The organism is Labrenzia sp. PHM005, assembly GCF_006517275.1.
In the GTDB taxonomy this organism is placed as follows: Bacteria; Pseudomonadota; Alphaproteobacteria; order Rhizobiales; family Stappiaceae; genus Roseibium.
In genome coordinates this window covers 1132972-1158684 of record NZ_CP041191.1, presented here as the reverse complement: position 1 = coordinate 1158684, position 25713 = coordinate 1132972, and the positions used below count along the sequence as shown (strand labels likewise).

Sequence of the window (25713 nt, the reverse complement as noted above, 5' to 3'; positions counted from 1 at the left end):
CATTCCCGGAGATTTCATGAGCAAGACGGATATCAAGGCTCTCGGGCTGGATGACGCCCATCAGCTGGCCCCGCTCATTGCCGAAAACGCACAGGCGCTGGTCCGCGGCGCGCCGCGCCGGCCAGACGACTATTACGCTGAACGGATCCTTGGCGACAAAACCGCAGAGGTGCTTGGTGCATTTGAAGGCGACAAACTGATCGGTTTTGCCGTCTATTTCGATTTGCCAGAACTGATTACTGGGCTTCGTATCGGCCAGCTCGATGACATTTATGTCCATCCCGACCATCGTAACAAAGGCACCGGCCGGAAGCTGATCGAGACTCTGGTCGCGGAAGGTCAAAAACGGGGTTGGCTGCACCTGCGCTGGATCGTCCCTGGCAAGAATACCCCGGCAGTGGCGCTTTATGAAAAGATCGCCGAACCGGACCATCGCAAGAGCTATGTCATTCCGATCGACCGGATTGCCGGCGACTGAGCGTTTTCGCAGCCCGTAGCTCAGGATCCCGCTTGAAACAATGGTGGGATCCGGCCAAGCGTGATGAAACCCACGCGCATCAGACCATGATCAAGGATAAGCAGGAATTCGATTGCCGGGTCGCCGCGATGGTCAGTTCCTGTTGGTTTAAGACTGGTCAGCAGGCTTTCCAGAATGCTGAATTCATTGCTGCCGACAGGGAACAACGGCTGGATGGTCTTAAGAAACCCATCGGGCTGAACAAGGGTCAGCGTAAGGGTACCTGACAAGGCCCCGGCATCGTTAACGGTCAGGTCACCGCTTGCACCAAAACGGCTCATGCCCATGGCTATTTCCGCCAGTTCCAGACGAACCGGCAGTTCGCCCCCCTTTTCCTGAATAATCCAGCGCAAGTCAGCGCCCGCAAGCAACGGCGCAGCGTCCTTGACCCGCACATGAAACCGCGTGTCTACCGGGCTTGCCAGGGACGGCATCAGCTCTGATGTCAGACCATCAATCGACACAAACCCGTCGACAGCACCTGTTTCATCGGGTGATGCGCGCAAATGAAGTTCAACCTTGGCCGAGCCCGCTCGTCCTGAGGCCAGGGGGTTCTGGATATTAAGTTCCGGCTGAGTCAGAACGACGTCGACATCACCCAAGGAGTCCATTGAATATTTGGCGCTGGCCCACGCCGTTTTCCAGGAGAGCTCTCCGGCAACCCCTTTTAAAGGCACGCTTACGGCTGCAGGAGTTTTAGCCTCCAAAATAACGTGCCAGGGATTATAGACCAGTGCGACTGCATTCAGACCCGCAACGGTGCTCTCCGCCCCTGACAGGTCGGCGGCACGCAGGTCCTTGCAGTAGATCTCGTAGCGAAACGGATAACCGCCGATATCAAGATCGCGGCAATTGACCTCTGTGCCCAAGTCGGAAATTTGTGCGAGTTGTCGGTCAATCTGACTGGCCAGCACCGACCGGCCATAGGCCCAGGCGCCGGACCAGCCGGCGGCCACCACGAATATGGCAGCGAGAAGCAGGAGGTATTTTCTTTTCGACGATTTTTCTTTGATAGGCGTATCGGAAGACACGATGCAGAATCTCCTTAAGTCTTTCATCTCGAGGCAACAGCATTGAAACCACTCGCGCCGCTTGCTATCCCGGCAAGTCTGATGTTCGAACTGGCAAACTGCGCTTGAACAAAGAGACAGGGTGATATGAGCGATTTTTGGGTATTTGGCTACGGGTCACTGATGTGGAACCCGGGATTTGACCATCTGCATGCCGAACCGGCCCTCTTACATGGCGCTCATCGGTCGCTTTGTGTCTATTCCTGGGTCCACCGGGGAACCGAAGAACGTCCCGGCCTTGTCTTTGGTCTCGACAATGGCGGCACCTGCCGCGGAATGGCTTATCAGGTCGCAACTGACCTTTGGCCTGATACGCTTGAGTATTTACGCGCGCGGGAACAGACCACGATGGTCTACAAGGAACACTGGCACAATATTTCTCTCGACAGCGGCCGGAAAGTCGAGGCGTTGGTCTACATGGTCGATCACGGTCATCCGCAATATGCGGGCGCTCTGCCTTTGGAAGAACAGCTGAAAATCGTCAACGGTGCTGTCGGCAAATCAGGTGCCAATCCAGAATATGTCATCAACACAGCAGCCCATTTGGACGAAATGAAAATCACCGACACCGGCCTGTCCTGGCTGGCGGACCGGCTCAAGTCCGATACAAGCAGCTGATTTGAGCACCGGACGAAAACGTGGAAATGTTTACGCCCGGCGCTCTAGACGCCTTTGGTGGCAGGAATACTCTCTAGAACGGGAGATGGATTGGCCTCAGACCGGGCTTCTTCAATGAGACGATTACTCGCGGCCTCAATGTCGGAAACCATCTTTTCGTAAAACTCGTCCGGCGACAGACCAGGTTCAATTGGCGGAAGAATTTCGACTATCACGGTTCCCGGGTGAACGACGAAGGATGCACGCGGCCAGTAGACACCGGCATTATGCGCAATCGGCACAACGGGACACTGCAATTTCTTGTAAAGATGCGCGATCCCGAACTTGTACTTCGGCTCAGCACCTGCCGGACGGCGCGTACCTTCCGGGAAAATCAGAATTTGCCGGTTGTCGTCAATTTTTTCTTTGGCTGCTTCCATCATGGCTGCGAGAGCTTCAGAACGCTTGCCGCGATTGATCGGGATCTGATCATATTTTGTCGTATACCAGCCAAAAAGCGGGAGCCAGTTGAGTTCCCGCTTCAGGATGAACGCGGGCCTTGGAAACAACTGAATAAGGCCAACCGTTTCCCAAGCCGACTGGTGTTTCATGGCGGCAATGTAACCACAACTCGGCAAGTTCTCGCGGCCGCGAAATTCGACTTTCAAGCCGACGATATAGCGCATCAACAACACCAGCGACTTTGCCCAGATGTTCGGAATCCACCAGCCATATTTTCGTGGCAACAAAAGCACCGGCAAATACAGCAGCATTTGCACAAGCGTGACTGAATAAAAGAGGATCTGAAAAACCGTAGAACGCAAAAGCAGCATGGGACCTGTGAAGCTTGGCGGGATCACTTGCCGGGAATTGCGCTGCAAACGACCTGAGGCTTCAGCTCATACCGCGCATAGCAATTCTTAGCCGAGCGACGGTATACTTCACATATTCACGGATGAGAAGACGGATCGTAGCCGGTTTGGTGTGCCAAGCGTCCAGCTGGAGGTCCTTGGCAAAGACCGGATAGCCGATCAACTGCACATCCGGCAAGGCACCGGATAGTTCTGCAGTCGCTCGAGGCAGATGATATGCGCTGGTGACCACCAGCAAGGAATCGAAACCGTTCTTGCGAACCCAGCTTGCCGTTTCAGTCGCATTTTCTGCTGTGTTGAGGGCTTCCCGATCCAGTTCAACACTGCCAGCCTCCAGCGGCTTGGCAGACTCAGTAACTGCAGCAAGCTGTTTTCGCGTCGTACCCGGATGCACACCAGAAATCAGAAGACGTTCGCCGCGGCCTTCTTCCAGCAAGCGCACCGCTTCGCTCACCCTTTCTTGGCCGCCGGTAAGCACCACAATTGCATCTGCCTGCACACTTGCCGGAACTTCCGTTGTCGCCACTTGATGCGCGAAGTGGGCAAATTGCAGGAGGGTTCCCGCAACAAGCGCCGTTACCGCAGCAACAGCCAAGGTACGCAAGCCAAAGCGTTTCTTTTTCCCTGGATCTTCAGATGAGTTTTTGGCCGCACGCTCCCGTGCAGGCATGTGCACCTCAGGCTCACGCCGGCTAACCGGTAGGGTTGTCCCTTCATTGCCATCTGCTCCAAGAGCAGAGTTTGCTTGCGTCATAAGGTGACCATAGAAAATGATTCGGCCAATTTCGCGGCATTTTCACAAAAAAATCAATCTACTTTTGCAAGATGTGCCTTGACTGCAAGCCCGGACGTCAGCGCAGTCAGCACAGCAACCAGGAAGACAACACCGAAGACGCCGAAATAGCCGGGTAGGCTAACTGACACCGATCCAAAAAGTGCAGACAACTGATCAGAGCTGACTTGTCCGGTTCCCTGCCGTGTCATCGTGTCCAAAAGAACAAAACAAACGATCGCCACAAGCCCGCCGGAAACACCTCCTTTTAAGCCAAGCACCAGGAAATGCCGTTGAAATTCCCGGGCTATAAACGAGTCTTCTGCCCCCACAAAATGCAGCACAGAGACAACGTCCTTATTGCCCGCCATGGCCGCTTGGGTGGCAAATACGACACTTAAAACCATAGACCCGAGAACGAGTACCATGATTGCAAAGCCGCCGGCGACCACGGTCCCAGCCATTGCAGACAGACGAGATGTCCACACGGAGTGATCATCGACGCTCGCTCCTGTGACATTTTGCCTGATGGTGGCACGAAGCTGATCCAAATTCAGAAGGGCTGGATCGGCGAGCGTGATTTGAATAAGGCGCGGAACTGGCAACCCCTCCAGTTGCAGGCCGTCTCCAAGCCAAGGCTCCAGCAACGCTTTAGTCTCTGCATCGGAGAGCGCACGCACGGACCCAATTCCAGAAAATTCTTGGGCGAGCGCAACGGCCTTGTCGATCTCACGCAGCATGTCGACGCCCTCGGCAGGCCGGATTTGAATGGTAATTTCACGCACCAGGTCGTTTTGCCAGGCATCGGCCGCATCCCAAACCACCGAGACCCCACCAACGGTCAAGCACGCGAGGAAGCTCATGATTGCGACCACCAGCGTCAACGCCCGACCTGCGACTGATTGTGGTGGAACGATTGCTGCGGCCGGGCGCAGTTTGGCATCTTCCCCTTGCGGAGCAGGTTTTGCTTTGGCTTTGGGTGCGAGCTTGCGTTTCGGCCGCTTTGACTTCTCAGCACGTTTTTGCGGCCGGACGGAAATATCCGGTGCTTTCGATTTCTGAGGTTTGTCGGTGTCTGCCATTATTTGCCTAATCAAAAATCGTGAGACGGCCGTCTGCCAAGACCATGCGCCGGGCATCCACCTGTTCCAGAAGGGCGACATCATGCGTTGCAATAACAACCGACGTTCCAAGTTTGTTCAATTCAATAAAGAGACGCAACAACCGGCGCGCCAACGGCGGGTCGACGTTACCAGTGGGCTCATCCGCTAACAAAACATCTGGACGCGTGATCAAGGCACGGGCAATTGCCGCGCGCTGTTTTTCACCGCCGGAGAGGACCGGGGGCAGAACATGCATCCGATCGCCAAGACCGACCCATTTGAGCAGATCAATCACATCCGAGCGATAGTCTGCTTCGTCTTTTCCCGCAACCCGCAGCGGCAAAGCGACGTTTTCATAGGTTGTCAGATGGTCTAGAAGCCGGAAATCTTGAAAAACCACACCGACTTTGCGCCGGAGCGCAGGCAGTTCATCCTTGCCAATGATACTCATATCCCGGCCAAAAACGTTGATCAAGCCGCGGGTCGGCCGGAGCGACATGAACAAAAGCCGGATCAAGCTGGTTTTTCCAGCGCCGGATGGGCCAGTTAAAAACTGAAAGGATTGCGGCTCAATCTGGAAGGTCAAATCCTGTAGGATCTCTGGACCCATGCCATATCTTAATCCGACATTTTCAAAACGGATCACACCCGCAACTCCTGTTGATGGAGCGCACGCTATCCGCGCGCCGTTAACGAAGCATTAATCATATAAAGGTCCACTGTGCACAGGAAAGTCCGTGATCGAACGCACTGGCCGTTGTCCAATATTTCATGCCGGATTTCATGCCAATCGATTACACTGTGACACAGTTTGAGGCCACGCCTTCATTTATGTGGGGGTTGCCTAAGGAAGCCAAGGCGAAAGGTCTTCACAAATGAAGATCACCTGTCCGGACTGCAGCACATCTTACGAGATCAAGCCTGAAGCTCTCGGGGCCGAAGGGCGCAGTGTGAAATGCGCCAAATGCGGAAACCGCTGGTTTGTCGCCCCCAAACAAGAGAGCGATGACACGGCAGCTTTCGAAGCTGATGCAGCCGACGAAAAACCTGCAAAAGAGTCCGCGGCGGCAGATGACCCCGCAAAGGACGAAGCTGATTGGGCTGCAGATGCGGCCAATGATGGTGACGATCAAGATGATGCTGAAATTGCCGGTGACGAGAGTGAAAGCCTCGAAGAAGAGCCACCAGTAGCCAGCACTCCACCATCTTCCAGTCAAGAGTCTAGTGCGGAACAGGCTGCATTTGCCGCCGAAACGGCCGAGGACGAGGCGCCAACAGACCCTAATGCCGCTGACATCGAAACCCTGGCCAAGCGTCCCAAAATCAAGGTCAATCCGAACAAGTTCCGAAAAAACAGAATTGGCGCCCTCATAGATTGGGTATTCCGGCGGAACTTCCGGCGCATTGGTGGCGTCGCTCTTTTTGGCAGCGCGGTGGCTTTGACGGCTTTGCTCGTCTTAATGCGCGATACACTGGTCAAACAGTCGCCGGATCTTGCAAGTCTCTACCAGATGGTGGGGATGGAAGTGAATTTGCGCGGGCTGGAGTTCAGAAATCTAAGAACCTTCATGGAAGTAGAAGACGGCAAGCGGGTTCTTGTTGTAGAAGGCTCTATCCGAAATCTACAGGAAGAAACAAACAGCGTACCAGCAGTCCGGTTGTCCATCAGAAGCGCAGATTTACAAGAAGTCTATGCTTGGACTGTCGAACCCCGCACCCAGAAGCTTAACGGCTTGGATGAAACCCGGTTTAGGACCATCCTTGCAGATCCGCCGACAGGAGCTTCTGACATTCAGGTGCGGTTTGTTGACCGCGGCCAGCGCAATATTGTTCTTGAGTGACCATGACAGCCAACATCCATACACTTTACGACGAAACCACCATTGCAGAGCGCGTTGGGGCGCTTGCCGGTGAAATCACCAAGGCCCAGCCGGAACGGCTGCTGGTGGTTGCCGTTTTGAAGGGCAGTTTCATCTTCGCCGCTGATTTGGTGCGCGCAATGCACCGTGTCGGCCTTGAACCGGAGATGGAGTTTATGCATCTATCTAGTTATGGCGCTGGCACGGAAAGCAAGGATATTCGTATTTTGCGCGATGTCGAAAGTGACGTTAACGGCCGGGACATAATTCTGGTAGATGATATCCTGGAATCCGGCCGGACCTTGGCATTTGCAAAGGACCGGTTGATAAACAGGGGCGCCAAGTCGGTGCAGATCGCAGCTTTGCTTGATAAACCCGAGCGCCGTAAAGCTGCCATATCTGCAGATTACGTTGGATTTACCTGTCCTGATAAGTTTGTCGTCGGATACGGTATGGACATGGGGCACGCCTGGCGGCAGTTGCCTTTTATAGGATACGTGGTTGCCCCGGAGGCGGCGGCAGCGGACGGCAATACAGGAGAGTGAGCATGGCTCGCATTCTTCTTACTGAAGATGATGAAGCAGTGCGCAGCTTCGTAAAGAGGGCGCTGGAACTGGATGGCCACACGGTGGATCCGGCTGAAGACGGCGGCGAAGCGGTGGAAATCCTGACCCGGGAAAAAGGCGGCTACGACCTCCTTTTGTCTGATATCAAGATGCCGGTTATGGACGGGATTGCCCTCGCACTCCACACTGCCCGCGACTATCCGGAGTTACCGATCCTCTTGATGACCGGTTTTGCAGATCAGCGCGAACGGGCAAGTGGCTTGGATTCTCTGGTGCATGATGTGGTCACCAAACCATTTTCGCTCTCAGACATCCGCGCTGCGGTCCGCGGTGCAATCGCTGGATCTGAACCTCAAGCGGCACGGCGCTACGCTTAACCAGGTCCAACAAGAATTCATGAAAAACCCCGCTTTGAGCGGGGTTTTTTAGTATCTGATAGGACGACGCTTCTTAGTAGCGCTTGAGTAAGCGCTCCAGATAGTCCAGTTCAAGTTTGGGCCGGGAGGGATCTGAGAACCTGCGGCGCAGTTCTTCCAGGATCCGGCGGGCCCGCTGCACGTCAATCTCATCCGGGATCTGGACCCGGTTGTTGAAATCCGGACCTTCGGTTCGGCGCGGCCGGCCAAGCGGATCTTCATCCATCGGGGACGGACCGCTCGGAGAGCCCGCACCTTCGCCCTGGCCCATCATTTGTTCGGTCATCCCTTGTGCACCCCGGCGCAAGGCATCCAGTGCTTCTCCCTGTTGGCCAAGAGCTTGCTGGCCTTGGCCTTCGCCGAGGGATTCTTGAGCCTGACCCATGGACTCGCCAGCTTCGCCAAGCGCTTCATTCTCGCCCATGCCGTTCTGGTTCATCTGGTCTCTCAGCTCTTGCAGCTTTTGCGCCAGTTCGCCTTGTCCCTGCTGCAACTGATCCAGCATTTGCTGCAGTTGCTCCTTTGAAAGCTGCTGCTGTTGTCCCTGGCCTTGCTGTTGCTGACCCTGCTGCTGGCGATTCCGGCGCTGTTGCTGCTGATCCTGGTTAAAATTATGGGTGTCGTCCATCAGCTGTTGCTGGCGTTGGATCATCTCACCCAACTGATTGAGCATCTCCATCATTTCGCTGGACATGTTGTTGGGCATCATCTGCGGCCGTCCGGCCTGCAGGTTTTCCAGCATCTGCTGCATTTGGGCGAGCAGTTCCCGGGCAGCATCGCGGGATCCCGTGCGGGCCAGCTCTTCGATCCTATCGAGCATCTCGCTCAGATCTTGCTGGCTGAGCGTCTGCTGATCACTGTTAAAAGGCTGCATTGTCTGCGGATTGCGCTGCATTTGTTCTGCCAGCGCTTGCATGTATTCGTTCAGAGCTTCACGCAGTTCTTTGGTGAGTTTTGCGATCTCCTCATCGCTTGCGCCTTCCTCAAGGGCCTTGCGCAACGCCTCCTGGGCTTCGCGTAGTTTGCGTTCAGCCATCGAGAGATCGCCATCTTCGATTGACAGCGCCAAGTCCCATAAAAGCGGCAGCAAAGCCTTCAGTTCTTCGTCCGATTGGGCATTCACAAGCTGACGGTAAGCGAAATCCATGCCCAGATACGTGCGGACTTCCACTTTGAACACTTCCGGCGCCATCATCATGGCATCAAACGCCATAATCACACCAGGATGGCTTTGCGCGTCGAGGGCGAGATTGCGCCGTTGTTCGACAACAGCCCTCGCCAGCGGTTTTCCGAACCGCCGTTGCGGTAGCGTGATCCGGTAATCTGGAGACCGCCCCTCTTGCCCGGCCTGATCTCTTGCAGCCAGGGTCAAGTCCACTTCCGAGCCCGCCCATGGATGAGAGGTCAGGTCGCGAATGGTTTCGCCCGTTTTCGCAGTTCCTGCCTGCGGCGGCAGAGACAACGGGAAAATGGGTGCCTCGACCAGCGGCCGCGACACATGCCCTTCCTTATCCGGATCCGGCAGCGGCGCAATCCGGGCTTCAGCGGAAATGACACCATAGTCGTCATTGACCAGATAGGAGAATTTGAGGGCACCGCTGAGTTGTTCCTCCGGGTCATCTGTCAGACGTATTTCTGGTTCGTGATCCGGGCGCACGGCAAAGACAAAACTTAAGAATGGCTCTTCACCCGCGATCAGATCGACAACACCGGTGGTCTCAAGTGTAAGACGCCGCTCTTCCGGCAAGGCCATGCCGGATTGCGTGCTTGATTGAAGGCCGGCTTCAGACGGTTCAATTGTCTCGACTTCACCATCAGCGCCCTCAGAGAAGGTCATGGTGAGTTCTTTGGCGCCTTGCGTGCGGACAACGAGGACAGACCCCTCAGGAACCGAAATGGGTGCTCCGGCATCCCGCAACTGTGCACTTTCACCGGTCAAATAAATCGGCGGCTCGCTGGTGTAGAGCGGCGGCGTAACCCAGGCATCCAGGCGGCTTGGCGGTTCGACTGTCGTGAATGGATTCCTGAACGCTGAGGCGAGCCGATCGTTGAGATGCGGCCCTGCCGCGAAATATCCGATCAGAATAAAACAAACCGCCAGGACACGGATAGCCAGCGGGTCACGGCGGTAAGCTCTCGGATCGGGCCCTTTTGACTTGATCTCGGCCAGAGCTTGCGCGGTCCGCCGCTGATGCAAAGCCCAGATTGCTTCACTTTTGCGATCACCCGCTCCAACGGACAGCTCGTCTTCCAAAGTCGTGAGCGGCTGGTGGCCAAATTTAGAGGATTGCTCGACCCGGTGAAGCGCTTCACCACGGGTCGGCCAGGACAAGCGGAACAGGTCCTTAGAAACCCAAATTGCGGCAAGGACAAAGAGGGCAACGCCGATCGGCCCGGCCCAAACCGGTAATATCAGCCAAAGACCAAGCCAAGACACTCCGACGAAGAGTGCAATGACAATCAGAAGCGGAAAGAGGGCCCGCCAGCACCGTTCAACAAACAGTGCCCATTTGCTGTGCCGGACCAGCCGGTTCAGCCGCGATTGGATGACCGCCAGCCAACCGAAGTGTTCCGCGGACACATGCCCGGAATGGCCCGGTTTGTCGTCACTCGTGCGCAAAAGCACCTCCGGATCCTCTGCAGAGGCTGATGGCCGACAGCGACCAACACCTTGATCTGCCCATCTCTATAAGAGTGAGGCATCACGGCCTGTCCGGCAAGTTGCTGAAACAACTAATTTCCGGAGGATTTTGTCACGAGTTGTTGAGCCAATCCGGGATTTTGTCGAGATCGAGCAATTCTTGAAAGCTTGGCCGGGGCCGGATTACCGCAAATTGATCAGCATTTACGAGGACTTCTGGCACCAAAAGCCGGGAGTTATAAGTGCTGGACTGAACAGCGCCATAGGCGCCAGCGGAATAAACAGCCAGCATTTCTCCGGCGTTTACTTTGGGCATATCCCTGTTTTGAGCCAAAAAGTCACCGGTTTCGCACACCGGACCCACGATATCGGCTGTGATTCGATCCGAATCCGGGTCAGGCTCCGTCACTGGGCGGACTTCGTGATAGGCCTCATAAAGTGTTGGCCGGATAAGATCATTCATGCCGCCATCGACGATGACGAACTTCTTGTCCGCACCGTCTTTGACGTAAATGACCTTGGTCACCAAGATCCCAGCGTTACCAGCGATCATACGGCCCGGCTCGAACATGACTTTACAATCAAGTTCCCGGACGTGCTTTTTCACCACTTCCGCATAAGCGTCCGGGTGCGGTGGCGGGTCATTGTCGGTGACATAAGGAATTCCGAGCCCCCCACCGAGATCGACATGATCAATCGCGTGGCCCTGGCCTCTCAAGTCGGTGATCAGCTCTCCGAGCCGGGCAAAGGCATTGTCGAATGGCTCCAGCTCGGTAATTTGGGAACCAATATGCATGTCGATGCCGGTCACTTTCAGTCCGGGCAGGCTGGCAGCTTCTGCATAGACTTCCCGTGCGCGCTGCCACGGAATGCCGAATTTATTTTCGGCTTTGCCGGTCGCGATTTTGGCGTGGGTCTTGGCGTCGACGTCCGGATTGATGCGCATGGACACCCGGGCCGTCTTGCCCATTTGTGTTGCCACGCGAGAGAGTTGGTGCAGTTCCGGCTCGGATTCGACGTTAAAGCACAGGATGTCTTCTTCCAGCGCATAAGCCTGTTCGGCTTCGGTTTTGCCAACCCCGGAAAAAACAATCTTTTCTGCCGGTACGCCAGCTGCCCGTGCACGGCGCAATTCGCCTTCCGAGACCACATCCATGCCGGCACCGAGCTGCGCCAAGGTCGCAAGCACAGCCTGGTTGGAATTGGCCTTCATCGCATAACAGACCAGCGATGGGATATCGGCAAAGGCAGAGGAAAACACCTCGTAGTGCCGGGTCAATGTTGCCGTTGAATAGACATAAAACGGCGTCCCAACTTCACGGGCGATATCTTCAATGGCCACGCCTTCAGCAAATAGGGCGCCGCCTTTATAGTCGAAATGATGCAAGGGAATACCCCGTACAGCTTGGTGTTCTGAAGTTTTCGGACTTTCGCCCCTATTGGCCGATCAACGGATCCAAGATGAAGCCACCGTTAGATGCCGGGGCCGCAGGCTCGGATGTCCCGGCTGCCGGAACATTGGATTCTGAAGCAGCGGTGTTTGCCGGTGCCTGAGTTGCAGCGCCAGGCACCTCAAGTGCCGACTTGCGCCCGCATCCGGCCAATACCAGGCCCAGGCAAATGCCGGTCATCGCAAATATCTTCAAGCGGCGTGTCGTCACCATCACAGCCCTTTTTGGCTCAACCCTTGTGGCGAATAAATCATTCTGCTCTCTCCTCGCATGACAGACTGAAATGGGCAAGGCCAGTCTCGCCTGTCATGCGGGATTTGCGGGCGGCAATCAGGCTTTGGCCAGGTCCTTGAGCCAGCGGCGCGCTTGTTTGCGCACATTCACTGGTGATGTGCCGCCGTAGCTCACCCGGCTACGGACGGATTTGTCGACCGACAGCACAGAGAAGATTTCGTCCGTGATCTTCGGTTCCACGGCCTGCATTTCTTCCAAAGTGACCTTGTGCAGCTCGACGTTCTTCTCAACGGCGATCGCCACAATCGCGCCGGTGACATGATGGGCATCCCGGAACGGCAGGCCAAGCACCCGGACCAGCCAGTCGGCGAGGTCAGTTGCGGTGGAATAACCAGAACCGGCCGCCTTTTTCATGGACTTTGTCGCCGGCTCGAGATCGCGCATCATTCCCGTCATGGCCGCCAGCGCCAAAGAAATGCTGGCAAGTCCGTCAAAGGCCTGTTCCTTGTCTTCTTGCATATCCTTGGAATAGGCGAGCGGCAGCCCTTTCATCATCACCAGAAGCGCTTGCAATGATCCGTAGATCCGGCCCGTCTTGGCGCGTACCAGTTCGGCCGCATCCGGATTTTTCTTCTGCGGCATGATCGAAGAGCCGGTGGAGAACTTGTCGGACAATTTAACAAAACCGAACTGTGCCGAGCACCAAACGACGATTTCTTCCGCCAAACGGGACAAGTGCATCGCAGCCAAGGACGCAGCGGACAATGCTTCAATGACGAAGTCCCGGTCTGATACGGCATCAAGCGAATTTGCGGTCGGACGGTCGAAGCCAAGCGCTTCCGCGGTCATCTTGCGGTCAATCGGGAAGGAGGTTCCGGCAAGGGCCGCAGACCCCAGCGGGCATTCGTTCATGCGTTTGCGGGCATCGCGCACCCGGCCGCGGTCGCGCGCAAACATTTCGACATAGGCGAGCAAATGATGGCCAAAGGTCACCGGCTGAGCAGACTGAAGGTGCGTAAAGCCCGGCATGACATCCCCGGCATGCGTCTCAGCCTTTTCAGCCAGCACCTGCATCAGCTCCGTCAGCTGATCATCAAGCGTGTCCAGCGTATCGCGCACCCACAGGCGGAAATCCGTCGCAACCTGGTCGTTGCGCGAACGGGCCGTGTGCAAGCGACCTGCCGCCGGACCAATCAGTTCTGCGAGCCGCGCTTCGATATTCATATGAATATCTTCCAACGCCCGGGAGAACTTGAAGTCGCCGTTTTCGATTTCTGACAGGATTGTGTCTAGACCTTGAACGATCTTGTCGGCATCGTCCCGCGTCACAATGTCTTTTTCCGCGAGCATGCGCACATGGGCTTTTGAGCCGTCAATGTCTTGCTTATAAAGCTTCTTGTCGTAATCGATGGAGGCGTTGATTTCCTCCATGATGGCGTCCGGTCCTTCGGCGAACCGGCCGCCCCACATGCGATTGCTCATGTCCTGTCCTTTAAGAGGCGCCCCTTGCGAGGTGTGAACGAATGACGAAGCCTACCGAACCTGCCAAGTCCTCCAGACGAAGCTATTATGCCGCTGGGCTGGCGGGTGTCGTGGCCGCTGTAGCGGCTCTATACGTGATCAACGGCCAAAATGGCAACAACGCTGGGGGCGAAAGCTGTTCGGCTGCGCTGGTTTCTGCAGAAGCGGCCACCCCTCATGCCAAGGGGGAGGTCGCGGCCTTCTTACCGGCGAGCCAGCCGCTTGACCTGAGCGGGCTAACGTTCAAGGGACCAGATGATCAACCGATCACCATGGCCGGCTTTAAAGACCGGACCGTTCTATTGAACCTGTGGGCTACCTGGTGTGCACCCTGCCGCAAGGAAATGCCTGCTCTGGATGAGCTTCAGGCGGATCTCGGCAATGAAGGTTTTGAAGTGGTCGCGGTCAATCTGGACCGTGGTGGACCAGAAAAACCAAAAGCCTTTTTGGACGAGATTGGCGTCGGCCATCTCGCCTATTATTCAGACGCTTCAAATGGGCTTTTGAAAGATTTGCGGAGAGTCGCCCGCGCTACCGGACTGCCGACAACTATCTTGATCAGCCCCGACGGCTGTGAAGTCGGAACGATGTATGGCCCCGCGGAATGGGCATCCGGCGAGGCCAAAGCGCTGATCAACGCAGCGATGGGGAAACCGGAGGCGTAATCGCCTCCGCAAAAATCACTCAGACAGTAATGTCGACGGCTTCGCCAAGGCCTGGGATCTGCCGCTGCTCGCGGCGGTCCTCTTCACTGGTGGCCTGAGCCTCCTCAAGCCGCTGTGCGACTTGACGTTCCTGATCGTTCTGATCACGGACCGCATTCGCCGCCAGCTCACTGCGCACATTGGCCGTATTATAGGCCGCTTGCGAGGATGTGCTGTCAGATACGCTCGCCATACTCAATACTCCTTTGGCGCAATGATTTGGCTGGATTTCCTGTTACACGGAAATATCCAGCCGGTTGCCCAAACCTGCTCCAGGGTCGGCAGGCTGTGCGCGTTGTTGCAACTGCTCGGCCTGACGCGACAAGGCTTCAGCTCTGTTGGCGCTGAAATTCGCTTGCCGTTGAACAGTCTCGGCAACAGCTGCGGACTGCTTGGCGTTGATCGTTTGTGCCTGCTCCGCAACCTGATCGATCCGCGGAACTTGCAAAGACGGCCGGAATGCCAAAGCTGATCCGTATCCAATACCTTCTGGCATCGTCTTACCAATTCTTGGTTTCAGACTCTTAGCTATTTAGGCTCAATTTTAGCGAAACTAGGAAAAATGAGGGAAATACTGATAAGCAGCGTTGATGCGGGTTTTCTTTTTCTTGAGCAATTTGATTAAAATTTGAATGAATTCTACTCAAGCATCTGATTTTATATACATTTTTACAAAGCTCAGGCCGTCATTGGCCTCAGGCACTAGCTGCGGCAGTGCTGAACACCGGGCGAAACGCAAAGCAAAGTCACCATTGCCTTGCAAAGCACGAAACAAATAGCGGTAATGGATCCGCCGACAGATTGGAATTGTTATCAGGAATTCAGGCGGTAACGTCGACCTGACTGCCAAGGCCCGGAGGTGGAGCTGCTTGGGTGGTTTGCAGATTCTCAGCGCCCTGCTGAAGGAGTGCTACGAGATTGGCGTCTTGTTGGGCTGCCATTTTCATCATTTCAGCCTGAATCGCCTGGCCGGTTTGGGCCTGGTTCATAGCTACAAAGGTGTTGGCTAGTCCAACGCTGTCCATCTTGGTCTCCTGAAGGTAGATCCCTTGTACCGGAGCGGGCTTAAGCAGAGGTTAATGAAAATTTACTTTAATTCAGAAGGTTTTAAACATTCCGCAGAGCTTTGCGCTGCACCTTTCCGGATGGGGTACGCGGCAATTCGGCAACAGGCCGGTAGACCTTCGGACGTTTATAGTCAGCAAGCCTTTCCCCGGCAAAAGCGGCAAGCTCATCTTCGCTGAAACTGTCCGGCGCAGCGGGAACCACAAATGCGGTAATAAGATCGACCCCAGAGCCTGCGGGAACGGCGGTGACGGCAACTTCTGAGACGCTTGGATGCGCCGCCAATGCTCGTTCGACCTCTTCCGGCGCAACCCGGTATCCAAACGCATTCATCAGATCGTCGGCGCGCCCCTCATACCAATAGTAGCCGTCGGCATCCTCGCGGGCCCTATCACCCGTCAGGAACCAGTCGCCAAGAAATGCGGCACTGGTGTCGTCTGGGCGGTTCCAATAGCCGAGCATGAGGCCCGGTTCATCGCGATGAACGGCCAAAAGTCCTGGTGTATCTGCAGCCGCAGGCTGGGCCACTTCTGAACCCTCGTCCAAAATAGCGACTTTGCGGCCGGGTTGCGGCCGGCCGGGAGACCCTGGCTTGACTGGTACGCCGGGACTGCTGGAAAGATAGGTAGAAATCTCGCTCATGCCGAGCGCTTCATAGAGCTCCCGTCCGCTTCGCTCTTTCCAGTCATGATAGAGCGCGGCCTGTAGGGCTTCCCCCGCTGTCAACCCGTGGCGCAGGTCAGGAAAAGAGGTTTGCGAGACATCCGCATATTTTAAGATGCGCCGGTAAAGGCTTGGAACTGCCGCAAACAATGTGGCCTTACTGGTTTCAAGAATTTCCGGCCAGACATGTGGATCGCGTGGCCCGTCATAGACGACGCTTGTCGCACCATTGGCCCAGGGATCCATCAGACCGACACCCAGGGTATAGGTCCAATTAAACGCCCCTGCATGCAGCAACCTGTCTTCTGCGCTGATGCCATACCAGCCCTGATACATCGGCGCTCGTGCCGGGGCGGATCGCTGAGCATGTAAAACGCCCTTCGGGGTGCCACTGGTACCGGAGGTGTAAATCAAAAAGGCAGGGTCATCGGCCTGGGTTTCGGCAAAACCTGCAGGCGCTGCCTGTTTGAGCTTTTCAATCTCATTTGGACCAAAGAACCTCGCGGCACCGGTATCTGGCAATGAAGTTTTGCCATCATGGATCACCAGTGCTGCACCACAATCTGCGAGGATCGTGTTCGTTTCCAAAGATGTCAGCAGCGCGGATGTCGGCACGGGGACCAGCCCGGCGGCAATGGCACCAAAAAACAGGAGCGGAAAATCGCTGGAGTGGCCGATCCGCAAGAGAACCCGGTCGCCTGTTTCAAAACCTTCCGCCTTCAGACCTGCCGCGACAGCCAGAACAGACCGGGTCAGATCGCCATATGTCCAGGTTTCTAAACGCTCGCCGCATGCGCCAACCACTTCCAGCGCGGTTTTGGCCGGATTTGGGTCGGCGTTGGTCAGGCAGTAGCGGGCAAGATTCACGAGGCGGACTTAGCGGGTCGGCACCGGAACGTCGCCGCGGTAATCGTAGAAACCGCGCTGGGTTTTGCGGCCGAGCCAGCCTGCCTCGACGTACTTCACCAAAAGCGGACACGGACGGTATTTGGTGTCCGCCAGCCCCTCATAAAGCACCTGCATGATCGACAGGCAGGTGTCGAGGCCAATGAAGTCGGCCAGCTGCAGCGGACCCATCGGGTGGTTGGCGCCAAGCTTCATCGCCTTGTCGATGGATTCTACCGAACCAACACCTTCGTAAAGGGTATAGATCGCTTCGTTGATCATCGGCAGCAGGATGCGGTTGACCATAAAGGCCGGGAAATCTTCAGCAACTGCGATTTGTTTGCCCAAGCGATCGCAGAATTGTTTGGACGCTTCGAACGTCTCGTCTTCGGTCGCAATGCCCCGCACCAGCTCAACCAATTCCATGATCGGCACCGGATTCATGAAATGAATGCCGATGAATCGTTCCGGACGGTCCGTCGTGGCCGCAAGCCGGGTGATAGAAATGGAAGAGGTGTTGGTTGCCAGAATGGCTTCCGGCTTCAGGATCGGGCACAACTGGGAGAAGATCTTGCGTTTGACCTGCTCATTCTCAACAGCCGATTCAATCACCAGATCCGCATCGCTCAAAAGATCGACATCTTCAACTGCCTTGAGGCGGCTGAGCGCGCCGGTGCGTTCTTCTTCGGTAATGATCGACTTGGAGACCTGGCGGGCCATATTGCCGTTGATCGAGGCCAGACCGGATTCGATCCGTTCCATGGAGATATCGCTTAGGCCGACGTCGTAGCCAGCAAGTGCACATACATGCGCAATACCGCTGCCCATTTGACCCGCGCCAATCACGCCGATTTTTTTGATTTCGACTGCCATCTGAATATCCGATCTAAATGAAATGCCTTTCACGGCCTGTTGCGGCTATTTTTGGCAAGTCTTGAGCCGAACAGCAAGAACCCCGGGACGAAAACTGACATTCACCCCGGGGCCCGTGATCAATTTGCCGCAGGTGTTATTCTACGGACGCCTTCAGTTCCGGCAGAACTTCGAACAAATCCGCGACCAGACCGTAGTCGGCAACCTGGAAGATCGGCGCCTCTTCGTCCTTGTTGATCGCGACGATCACTTTGGAATCCTTCATGCCAGCAAGGTGCTGAATGGCACCGGAGATGCCGCAGGCAATGTAGAGATCTGGCGCAACCACCTTACCGGTTTGGCCAACCTGCCAGTCGTTCGGTGCGTAACCGGCGTCCACAGCGGCGCGTGACGCACCGACAGCGGCACCGAGAGCATCGGCAACCGGCATGATGACTTCCTGGAACTTCTCTTCAGAGCCGAGTGCACGGCCACCGGAGATGATGATCTTGGCGGAAGTCAATTCCGGACGGTCTGACTTGGACAGTTCCTCACCGACAAACTCGGACAGGCCTGAGCCGTCTGTGCCTGCCACAGCTTCTACAGCAGCGGAGCCACCTTCTTCTGCCGCAGCAAAAGTAGATGTCCGGACGGTGATAACTTTTTTCGCATCACCCGATTTGACCGTCTGGATGGCGTTACCAGCGTAGATCGGACGCTCAAAGGTCTCAGCGTCGACAACGGCGGTGATGTCAGAGATCTGCATGACGTCAAGCAGAGCAGCAACCCGCGGCAGTGTGTTTTTGCCGTTGGCAGTTGCCGGCGCAACGATGGCGTCATAGTCGCCAGCAAGACCGACGATCAAGTCAGCTGTCGGCTCAGCCAGCTGGTGCTCCAGAGCATCACTTTCGGCAACCAGAACCTTTGCAGCGCCGGTCAATTTCGCGGCAGCTTCAGCAACAGCCTGTACGCCTTTACCGGCAACCAGGACATGGACGTCAGAACCGAGCGCTACAGCAGCGGTCATGGCTTTAGCGGTTGCATCGTTCAGAGCGCCGCCAGCGTGTTCAGCCACAAGAAGTGTTGTCATTTTCTTTCCTCCTGCGACGGTCCTTAAAGGACACCAGCTTCGTTCTTGAGTTTGTCGACAAGTTCGCTCACGGAGCCAACCTTGATGCCTGCTTCACGTGCCGGCGGCTCGGTTGTGGTGACAACCGTCAGGCGCGGTGCGATATCGACACCAAAATCGTCCGGGGTCTTCTCGTCGATCGGCTTCTTCTTGGCCTTCATGATGTTCGGCAGGGATGCATAACGCGGTTCATTGAGGCGCAGGTCCGTGGTGACGATGGCCGGAAGCTTCAGCTTGACGGTCTGCAGGCCGCCGTCAACTTCGCGGGTGACATCGACAGTACCATCACCAAGATCAACCTTGGACGCAAATGTGCCCTGGCTCCAGCCGAGAAGCGCAGACAGCATCTGACCAGTCTGGTTGCAGTCGTCGTCGATCGCTTGTTTGCCGAGGATCACAAGGCCCGGCTCTTCAGCTTCAACGATACCTTTTAGGATTTTGGCAACGGCCAGCGGCTCAGTGGTTTCGTCTGTCTTGACCAGAATGCCGCGGTCAGCCCCCATGGCCAGGCCGGTACGCAGGGTTTCAGTTGCCTGCTGCGGGCCCACAGAAACAACGACGACTTCGGTTGCCTTGCCGGCTTCCTTCAGCCGCAAAGCTTCTTCCACGGAGATTTCGTCAAACGGGTTCATGGACATCTTGACGTTGGCAAGATCCACACCAGAACCGTCCGGCTTGACGCGGACTTTCACGTTATAGTCGATGACCCGTTTTACGGGGACGAGGATTTTCATTTGGTCTCAACCTCTTGCTGGGCCGGCTTTCACCGCACCGCATTAAAGGACTTGCTCCATCTTGCAACATTTCGTCACAAACGGCGGAAACAAGCCAACCGTGGCGCATGGCGCGGGACGGTACTGACCTGCGCGGCAGCTGTCAATCGCAGCAAAAGGTCTAAACATGTAATTTGCCGTGCTTTGCCAAGGTTGCGTCGCAAACATGACATTACGGCAGCGCGGCAAAAGGTTGCGGTGAAGTCGGTCAGAAGACCGGATTTTGGAATAAGGATCCTAGATCCCGGGAGTCTCCGGAGAAAAATTGTCGGAAACCGGTTCGGCGAACACAGTGGTCCAAACACCATTTTCATCCCGGCATGCTGTTCCGCGAATGGTCATATCCAGTTTTCCGAAGCGGGTTTGACGCAGATATTGCCGGCACCAGTGACCACTTTTGCTCTTGTAGGTCTGAATCGGTGTCAGAATTTCTGACCAGTTTCCATCCTGGCCGATATAGACCGGTTCGCCGCTGACTTTGGTTTCCAATGCTTCTTGTACCGTTTGCGCCAGAAGCAGTCGCTCCGTCTCCATATGGGCAGCCAAGGATGCGACGGCCTGATCCATACGCGATTGCATCCAGAAATTCGTGGACGCAAAGGTGCCGGCCACCAAAACAAGGGACGCTGCAAGATAAACGATCGCTCGTGTCCAGTTGGTTTCCGGTTTTGTTTGCGGCAGTCGGCGTTCGAACTCCCGGTCAATCACGTTTTCCAGCTTCTTGAGAGACGATTCGGGAATGTGGGCTGGCAGGGCTTCTTGAAGCAGTCGCTGATCAGCGGCCATCTGATCCAAAAGGTCGGCGCTTTCAGCCGACCCTTCAAGGCGCTTTAACAAGGCTTCACGTTCTTCAGGAGACGTTTCACCATCCAAGAGGAGCCCGATTTCTTGGGCCAGATCGACCTGAACTTTTTTTTCGTCAAATGTCATGACACCCTCCCGGAAGATGCCGATTGAGATGTTGTTTCCGATGCCTTGCCGGTGTTTAGCCAGTCCCGCAATTTCAGCCGGGCCCGCGCCAGACGGCTGGTCACGGTTCCGATAGGAACCTGCAGCTCCTCCGCGACATCCTTATAGGTGCGTCCGTCCACCGCGATCATCATCAAAACCGTGCGGTTATCGTCGTCCAACTGCTCGATAAAGCGCCGGACTTGCTGCAGCTCCAAACTGGAAACGGCCGCCCGCTGACCGTCGAATGTATCGTCGTAGTCAAACATTGCTTTCTCAAACAGCCGGGCGCGGTTGGCGGTATCGCGCTGCGTATTGAAATAGAGATTTTGCAAGATCCGGAACATCCAGCTGTCCAGGCGGGTTGCCGGATCAAACTGATCCAGCGACCGGATCGCCCGTTCACAAGCTGTTTGCACCAAATCGTCCGCCTGATCCGGGTTCCGGCACAGCCGTAAGGCGAAACTTCTGAGCTTCGGTATCAGGCGGATCATCTCCGCTTTCAGTGTTTCTTCAGACAAGAAGTTCTCCGCCAGGCCTCTCTTGAAGACTACAACACCCGAGTAACGCTTTTGATCCCGGCAAAAATTTGACTACATTGAGGGAAGGAACAGGGTCATCTAAGGGTTCTATAAAGGAAAGCCTACCCGGCACGTTAAAGCGAGCGAACGCAAGCCTTGAAAAATCAAACCTATATGAAACACACCCGCCAGACGCCATCGTATGACCGCCTCTCTGCGATGGTGCGTCGTCTGCCCGGTGTGGTGGCTGCGGTGCTGGTGTTTTCCTGTGTCTACTTCAGCCCCTTGATCGACCAGAAAACAACCATCGCCGCAGCCGCTGAATCTGATGGCCGGGGGGGCGGAGACGGCGGCGGCAATGGTGGCGGCCGGGGCGGCGGAGACCGTGGTGGCGGTGGCGAAGGCCGAGGAGGCGGAGACCGCGGCGGTTCCAATGGTGAAGGCCGGGGCGGTGGCGACCGCGGCGGTTCCGATAGCGAAGGTCGAGGCGGCGGAGGTCGTGGCGGTTCCGATGGCGAAGGCCGAGGTGGCGGAGGTCGTGGCGGTTCCGATAGCGAAGGTCGAGGCGGCGGAGATCGTGGCGGTTCCGATGGCGAAGGTCGAGGCGGCGGAGATCGTGGTGGTTCCGATAGCGAAGGCCGAGGCGGCGGAGGTCGTGGCGGTGCTGGCGGCGGTCCAGATGGTGGCGCCCAAGAAAGCTTGTCGGACCGGGAAGGCAACGAACCTGAAGGGACGTCGAGCGACAGGAGCGGGCAAACGGCCAGTCCTGAGAATAATCCCTCAAGTGCCGCACAATCGCCGGGATCTCCAAATACCGGTGTGTCTCTGGCACCACAAAGATCCCAGTTCCGGGGAGACAGCGAGCCAGGGAGCGAGCCGTTGTCTGCTTCTGAGGAAAGGGAAGCCATTGATCGCGGCTGGCAATAACTGGAGGGGAGACAAAGCGTGATCAGTCGGAAACTTGGAAAGGCAGCCAACAGGCTGCCTGTTTTGGCGTTTTCCGCAATCCTTGCCGCTTGCTCTCCAACGGCATCTGTCAAACCGGATGCACAATCGAATACAGTTTTGACCAATCAAGACCAGAGGCTTGCGCGCGGCGCATTTCAAAATGCCCTTGAAAAGTCCATGTCCGGAAAAAGCGTAACCTGGAAAAATGCGGCGACTGGAGCAAGCGGATCGATCACTCCCGTCAAAACCTGGAAGACCTCTGCCGGAGTTTATTGCCGCGAGTACCGGGAACGGATCCGGCTTGCCTCCGGCCAGAGCCAGACCAACAAAGGCTCGGCTTGCCGCAGCAAAGGCGGAACCTGGCAAACGGCCTGAACACCTGAATGCGGACCTATTCTCAGTCCAAATAATGCATCTGAATTGAGACCGTGCCCTGGACATTGGCAGCTCTATTGAAGGGCGGAGTGTCATAGGCGTCTGAGGCGCCGCTGGTCGCATAACCCTCTTTGGGCATTTGACCGTTCATATCCAGATCTTGGTTCGCATTTTCATCGTGAAACGCTGTGACTGCGTAAGGTCCGGCGTCTAATTCTGGAAAACGAACGACAACTCTCCCGCTTTTGGCCGGTTCTTCCCTGTAACCCGCTACTTTCGATACATCATAATTGGCATAGGCTTCCGCATCATCAAACACCATGACAATCACATAGCCGTTCTTGTTTCGAACATCTTCAAAAGTGACAGTCAGCCCATTTGTTGACGATAAAACCTCGGCCTGTGTTGGTTGTGAGTGGATTTGGCTGGCGGCCCATGCTCCGCCGACCGTGATAGCTATTGACGTGATCACGCCAAAAAAACGTTGCGCATTGCTTGGCATAGCGGGCTCCTAGTCTACGGAGTTGTTTTGTGAAGGGGATTTCTTGGGCTGCCAGCCTGGAGGTCCGAAAAGCACACCGAACTTGTTACCAAGACCTTTCATTCGCCACGTCTCCAATGTCAGGCGGTAGAAGCCATGGAAGAAAGCGACAAATGGATTGATGCTGTTGATCGGCTGGGTCAACCCGTAAACGACTTCCTCTTGTTCTTCCTCGAAGGTGCCAAACATGCGATCCCAGATGATGAAGATGCCCGCGTAGTTTTTGTCGAGATATTTGGTGTTCGAGCCGTGATGCACCCGGTGATGCGATGGCGTGTTCATAATCCACTCGATCGGGCGGGGCAGTTTTCGAATGCTCTCGGTGTGCAGGGCGGTTTGATACACTTGCACAACCACTTCAGCGAATAAAACCACGATCGGATTGAAGCCAAGGATGACCAACGGGAGGTGGAAAAAGACCGGCCAGAAGGAATCCATCGGGCCAAACCGATAGGCGACCGAAATATTAAAGAACGGCGAGGAATGGTGAACCGTGTGGGTCGCCCAGGCCAGATTGACCCGGTGCATGAAACGATGTTCCCAATAATACGCCAAATCGGCCAGAACGATGCAGATCAGGACCGTGGCCCAGTTGATCTCAATCTCGAAGATGGCGAACTGAAAAGCGTAATAAAAGGTCGCGATGTAGAACGCGCCCAGAAACAGAATCGTCAGCCCGATGAAGAATGCGAGCGTGACATAGTTGGTCAACGTATCTCCGACCAGCGTCCAGGACAGCTTCTTGTAGATGGCATAACGGATGAACTCAAAGCCGAGAAAAGCCAGCGCAAAGACGAAAAACCAATCATCAATGAATTGTTCCAGCCACTCCAGATAGCCAGCACTTACTGGTGTCAGAAGCCAATCCATAGCACACTCCAAAATTATCAAGATTGACAATCAACTAAGATTGACTAGATTGATTGTCAAGTCTGGTAATTTATCGCAGGACAAAAATGGCGAGACCCGAAATCAAAGATGAGCGCCGGGATCAGATCCTGGATGCATTTGAAATTTGCGTGTCGAGATATGGTGTAGCCGGGGCAACCCTGGCCAAAACCGCCGAGATTGCCGGATTGGCGCGTCCCTTGGTCCGGCACAATGTCGGCAACCGCGAGGATTTGCTGAAGGCGCTTATCGACCGGGTTTTAAAACGGAGCCGGGACAGCATGGGTGCTATCCGATCCGCTCTGCCAGTTGAAAAACCGTCGCATACCCTGATCGAATGGCTGTTCGATCCTCAATACGCCAACACACAAAACGTGCAAGTCTTTGCCGCCCTCATCGCCGCCTCTGCAGAGGATGCGGAGCTTGCCAGCCAGATGAAGACATGGACGAATGAGTTTCTTGCTTCGGTGAACGGCATTCTCAAGGATGAGTTTCCAAATGCCGAAGCACCTGTCCTGGAGGCTGTCACTGCCGGTGTAACCGGCATCTACTTCAATGTGGAATCGCTTTACCCGATTGGTGACATGTCTCAGTTGGCCACAGCCTCGAAGCAGGCAGCGCTTCTTTTGTTGGACACGCTGGAGAAAACATCATGACCAGACGTTTGCCCAGAGAGGCCTATACGGATGCCGATTGGTTTCACAAGGAATGCCAATCCTTGTTTATGAATTCATGGGCGTTTGCCGGAACCGTTCATGATTTCCAGAAACCCGGCGACTACCGGGCAGTCGCCAGCGGCAGTGCAGGTCTTTTTGTCGTCAAAGGCAAGGACGAAAAGCTGAGGGCATTTCACAATTTCTGCCGCCATCGCGGCGCTGAACTGTTTGAGAGTAGAAGTGGAAATTGCGGATCCACGATGGTTTGCCCTTATCATCGCTGGACCTATGGACTCGACGGTGCCCTGCGCGGGGTGCCGGATAGAACGGAGTGTTTCGCCGACTTAGACCGGGCCGCCCATGGGCTCCTGCCAGCGGCCATCGGGATTTTCAAGGACCTGGTTTTCGTCAATCCGAACAAAGACGCAGATTTTGACAGCTGGATCAATCCACTACGCGGCAAGGAATGGCCGCATGACTTAACGGCTTCAGACATCAGTGAGGCAGTACCCCTCACATATGATCTCAAATGCGACTGGAAAGTCTTCGTTGAAAACGCAATTGACGGTTATCACCTAGCGTATTTGCACAAAAACACTCTTGGTGGTCCGGTTCCCAACCAAAATGAGTGGGTGCGCGCGGGTGAGCACATGATCTGGTACGCCACAGAAGACGGCATAAGACACCGGTTGCCCAAGAAAATTCGCGATGAAGCTGGCAAAATTGGGCTGATCGAGAGTGCTAAAACACCTGGATACGGCGGTGTCTATTATCTCTTTCCAGCAACTCTGATTGTCCCAACCCCTTATGGAATTTCGATTTCCACCCTCGAGCCCATCCGGGCAGGGCGCTGCCGGATGAAAATCCGGCATTGGGTTGGCCCGTGGCAATCAAAGGACGAGCGCCGCTATATTCCGGGTTACGACAAAAAGACGGACACAATTTCGTCGGACTTCTGGACGGTTCCGCCCTTGGAAACAGGAGATTTCCAGACTGAAGATGTCTGGATCTGCGAAAAAGTCCAACGCGGCCTGAACTCTCCGGCCTATGTCCATGGCCCTCTCTCAAAGGGCGCTGGTGCGGAAGATCCAATCAGCTGGTTTCATGACCTCATGATCAAGCACATGCCCGAATAGAGTGAGGACC

The 25713-nt window shown here is 55.5% G+C and carries 30 protein-coding genes; 10 read left to right on the top strand and 20 right to left on the bottom strand.

Features of this window, described 5'->3' with window-relative positions; all coding sequences use genetic code 11:
- The first annotated feature begins 16 nt into the window (after positions 1 to 16).
- A complete protein-coding gene (locus tag FJ695_RS05190; protein ID WP_141184448.1) occupies positions 17 to 478 on the top strand; it encodes a GNAT family N-acetyltransferase in 462 nt (153 codons plus the stop codon).
- A gap of 20 nt (positions 479 to 498) precedes the next feature.
- On the opposite strand, the gene FJ695_RS05185 is transcribed toward FJ695_RS05190, so the two are convergent.
- Complete coding sequence (locus FJ695_RS05185; RefSeq protein ID WP_168206267.1) at positions 499 to 1548, bottom strand: DUF2125 domain-containing protein; 1050 nt, start codon at positions 1546 to 1548, stop codon at positions 499 to 501.
- 126 nt (positions 1549 to 1674) lie between these two features.
- Here FJ695_RS05185 and FJ695_RS05180 point away from each other — a divergent pair, with 126 nt between their 5' ends.
- Entirely contained in the window at positions 1675 to 2205 is a 531-nt protein-coding gene (locus FJ695_RS05180) for a gamma-glutamylcyclotransferase (protein ID WP_141184446.1), read from the top strand.
- A gap of 44 nt (positions 2206 to 2249) precedes the next feature.
- Here the strand turns inward: FJ695_RS05180 and FJ695_RS05175 are convergent, their stop codons facing one another.
- The 4 genes from FJ695_RS05175 to ftsE all read right to left on the bottom strand — a co-directional run bounded on the left by FJ695_RS05175 (position 2250) and on the right by ftsE (position 5577).
- Entirely contained in the window at positions 2250 to 3017 is a 768-nt protein-coding gene (locus tag FJ695_RS05175; protein WP_141184445.1) for a 1-acyl-sn-glycerol-3-phosphate acyltransferase, read from the bottom strand.
- A gap of 61 nt (positions 3018 to 3078) precedes the next feature.
- Positions 3079 to 3810 carry a YdcF family protein gene (locus FJ695_RS05170; RefSeq protein ID WP_141184444.1) on the bottom strand — a complete coding sequence of 244 codons (732 nt, stop codon included), beginning with the start codon at positions 3808 to 3810 and terminating at the stop codon, positions 3079 to 3081.
- A gap of 53 nt (positions 3811 to 3863) precedes the next feature.
- Positions 3864 to 4910, bottom strand: coding sequence for an ABC transporter permease (locus tag FJ695_RS05165; RefSeq protein ID WP_141184443.1), 1047 nt, complete (start codon positions 4908 to 4910; stop codon positions 3864 to 3866).
- A 7-nt stretch (positions 4911 to 4917) separates the two neighbouring features.
- On the bottom strand, positions 4918 to 5577 hold the full coding sequence (gene ftsE, locus FJ695_RS05160; RefSeq protein ID WP_141184442.1) for a cell division ATP-binding protein FtsE: 660 nt from the start codon (positions 5575 to 5577) through the stop codon (positions 4918 to 4920).
- A gap of 229 nt (positions 5578 to 5806) precedes the next feature.
- Between ftsE and FJ695_RS05155 the strand changes: the two genes are divergently transcribed.
- From FJ695_RS05155 to FJ695_RS05145, 3 genes are read left to right on the top strand one after another with little or no spacing between them, the layout of a single operon-like run.
- A complete protein-coding gene (locus FJ695_RS05155) occupies positions 5807 to 6772 on the top strand; it encodes a zinc-ribbon domain-containing protein (RefSeq protein WP_141184441.1) in 966 nt (321 codons plus the stop codon).
- A 2-nt stretch (positions 6773 to 6774) separates the two neighbouring features.
- Positions 6775 to 7335 carry a hypoxanthine phosphoribosyltransferase gene (gene hpt, locus FJ695_RS05150; protein ID WP_141184440.1) on the top strand — a complete coding sequence of 187 codons (561 nt, stop codon included), beginning with the start codon at positions 6775 to 6777 and terminating at the stop codon, positions 7333 to 7335.
- Positions 7336 to 7337: 2 nt separating this feature from the next.
- Entirely contained in the window at positions 7338 to 7733 is a 396-nt protein-coding gene (locus FJ695_RS05145; RefSeq protein WP_141184439.1) for a response regulator, read from the top strand.
- Between the two features lie 73 nt (positions 7734 to 7806).
- On the opposite strand, the gene FJ695_RS05140 is transcribed toward FJ695_RS05145, so the two are convergent.
- The 4 genes from FJ695_RS05140 to argH form a co-directional block, all read right to left on the bottom strand.
- On the bottom strand, positions 7807 to 10398 hold the full coding sequence (locus FJ695_RS05140; RefSeq protein WP_209010930.1) for a TIGR02302 family protein: 2592 nt from the start codon (positions 10396 to 10398) through the stop codon (positions 7807 to 7809).
- A 127-nt stretch (positions 10399 to 10525) separates the two neighbouring features.
- Entirely contained in the window at positions 10526 to 11800 is a 1275-nt protein-coding gene (gene lysA / locus FJ695_RS05135; RefSeq protein ID WP_141184437.1) for a diaminopimelate decarboxylase, read from the bottom strand.
- A gap of 49 nt (positions 11801 to 11849) precedes the next feature.
- Positions 11850 to 12077, bottom strand: coding sequence for a lipoprotein (locus FJ695_RS05130; protein WP_141184436.1), 228 nt, complete (start codon positions 12075 to 12077; stop codon positions 11850 to 11852).
- Between the two features lie 117 nt (positions 12078 to 12194).
- Positions 12195 to 13580, bottom strand: a complete 1386-nt coding sequence (gene argH / locus FJ695_RS05125) for an argininosuccinate lyase (protein ID WP_141184435.1) — start codon at positions 13578 to 13580, stop codon at positions 12195 to 12197.
- A 41-nt stretch (positions 13581 to 13621) separates the two neighbouring features.
- On the opposite strand from argH, the gene FJ695_RS05120 reads away from it, so the two are divergent.
- On the top strand, positions 13622 to 14284 hold the full coding sequence (locus FJ695_RS05120) for a TlpA disulfide reductase family protein (RefSeq protein WP_141184434.1): 663 nt from the start codon (positions 13622 to 13624) through the stop codon (positions 14282 to 14284).
- A 19-nt stretch (positions 14285 to 14303) separates the two neighbouring features.
- Here the strand turns inward: FJ695_RS05120 and FJ695_RS05115 are convergent, their stop codons facing one another.
- From FJ695_RS05115 to FJ695_RS05075, 9 genes are all read right to left on the bottom strand, one after another.
- Entirely contained in the window at positions 14304 to 14516 is a 213-nt protein-coding gene (locus FJ695_RS05115) for a hypothetical protein (RefSeq protein ID WP_141184433.1), read from the bottom strand.
- Positions 14517 to 14558: 42 nt separating this feature from the next.
- The gene (locus tag FJ695_RS05110; RefSeq protein WP_141184432.1) at positions 14559 to 14819 is read right to left on the bottom strand and encodes a hypothetical protein; all 261 of its coding nucleotides are present in this window, start codon (positions 14817 to 14819) and stop codon (positions 14559 to 14561) included.
- Between the two features lie 325 nt (positions 14820 to 15144).
- On the bottom strand, positions 15145 to 15348 hold the full coding sequence (locus tag FJ695_RS05105) for a putative motility protein (RefSeq protein ID WP_141184431.1): 204 nt from the start codon (positions 15346 to 15348) through the stop codon (positions 15145 to 15147).
- A gap of 82 nt (positions 15349 to 15430) precedes the next feature.
- The gene (locus FJ695_RS05100; protein ID WP_141184430.1) at positions 15431 to 16918 is read right to left on the bottom strand and encodes an acyl-CoA synthetase; all 1488 of its coding nucleotides are present in this window, start codon (positions 16916 to 16918) and stop codon (positions 15431 to 15433) included.
- Positions 16919 to 16927: 9 nt separating this feature from the next.
- Positions 16928 to 17809 (bottom strand): 3-hydroxybutyryl-CoA dehydrogenase, encoded by an 882-nt coding sequence (locus tag FJ695_RS05095; RefSeq protein WP_141184429.1) that lies wholly within the window; start codon positions 17807 to 17809, stop codon positions 16928 to 16930.
- Positions 17810 to 17945: 136 nt separating this feature from the next.
- Positions 17946 to 18878 carry an electron transfer flavoprotein subunit alpha/FixB family protein gene (locus FJ695_RS05090; protein ID WP_141184428.1) on the bottom strand — a complete coding sequence of 311 codons (933 nt, stop codon included), beginning with the start codon at positions 18876 to 18878 and terminating at the stop codon, positions 17946 to 17948.
- 23 nt (positions 18879 to 18901) lie between these two features.
- Positions 18902 to 19651 carry an electron transfer flavoprotein subunit beta/FixA family protein gene (locus FJ695_RS05085; protein WP_141184427.1) on the bottom strand — a complete coding sequence of 250 codons (750 nt, stop codon included), beginning with the start codon at positions 19649 to 19651 and terminating at the stop codon, positions 18902 to 18904.
- 276 nt (positions 19652 to 19927) lie between these two features.
- Positions 19928 to 20620: a hypothetical protein gene (locus tag FJ695_RS05080; RefSeq protein ID WP_141184426.1), complete on the bottom strand. Its 693-nt coding sequence runs from the start codon at positions 20618 to 20620 to the stop codon at positions 19928 to 19930.
- Positions 20617 to 21159, bottom strand: a complete 543-nt coding sequence (locus tag FJ695_RS05075) for an RNA polymerase sigma factor (RefSeq protein ID WP_209010929.1) — start codon at positions 21157 to 21159, stop codon at positions 20617 to 20619. The genes FJ695_RS05080 and FJ695_RS05075 overlap by 4 nt, the downstream gene beginning before the upstream one ends.
- Positions 21160 to 21315: 156 nt before the next feature.
- Here FJ695_RS05075 and FJ695_RS05070 point away from each other — a divergent pair, with 156 nt between their 5' ends.
- Both FJ695_RS05070 and FJ695_RS05065 read left to right on the top strand, forming a co-directional pair.
- The gene (locus FJ695_RS05070) at positions 21316 to 22086 is read left to right on the top strand and encodes a hypothetical protein (RefSeq protein WP_141184424.1); all 771 of its coding nucleotides are present in this window, start codon (positions 21316 to 21318) and stop codon (positions 22084 to 22086) included.
- A gap of 18 nt (positions 22087 to 22104) precedes the next feature.
- Positions 22105 to 22482, top strand: a complete 378-nt coding sequence (locus tag FJ695_RS05065) for an RT0821/Lpp0805 family surface protein (protein ID WP_209010928.1) — start codon at positions 22105 to 22107, stop codon at positions 22480 to 22482.
- Between the two features lie 22 nt (positions 22483 to 22504).
- On the opposite strand, the gene FJ695_RS05060 is transcribed toward FJ695_RS05065, so the two are convergent.
- The gene (locus FJ695_RS05060; RefSeq protein ID WP_141184423.1) at positions 22505 to 22984 is read right to left on the bottom strand and encodes a DUF2141 domain-containing protein; all 480 of its coding nucleotides are present in this window, start codon (positions 22982 to 22984) and stop codon (positions 22505 to 22507) included.
- A 9-nt stretch (positions 22985 to 22993) separates the two neighbouring features.
- Positions 22994 to 23893, bottom strand: a complete 900-nt coding sequence (locus FJ695_RS05055; protein ID WP_141184422.1) for a sterol desaturase family protein — start codon at positions 23891 to 23893, stop codon at positions 22994 to 22996.
- An 86-nt stretch (positions 23894 to 23979) separates the two neighbouring features.
- On the opposite strand from FJ695_RS05055, the gene FJ695_RS05050 reads away from it, so the two are divergent.
- Together FJ695_RS05050 and FJ695_RS05045 are read left to right on the top strand one after the other, a co-directional pair.
- Complete coding sequence (locus FJ695_RS05050) at positions 23980 to 24567, top strand: TetR/AcrR family transcriptional regulator (RefSeq protein ID WP_141184421.1); 588 nt, start codon at positions 23980 to 23982, stop codon at positions 24565 to 24567.
- Positions 24564 to 25703 (top strand): aromatic ring-hydroxylating dioxygenase subunit alpha, encoded by a 1140-nt coding sequence (locus FJ695_RS05045; RefSeq protein ID WP_141184420.1) that lies wholly within the window; start codon positions 24564 to 24566, stop codon positions 25701 to 25703. Before FJ695_RS05050 ends, FJ695_RS05045 begins: the two co-directional genes overlap by 4 nt.
- The last annotated feature ends 10 nt before the right edge of the window (positions 25704 to 25713 follow it).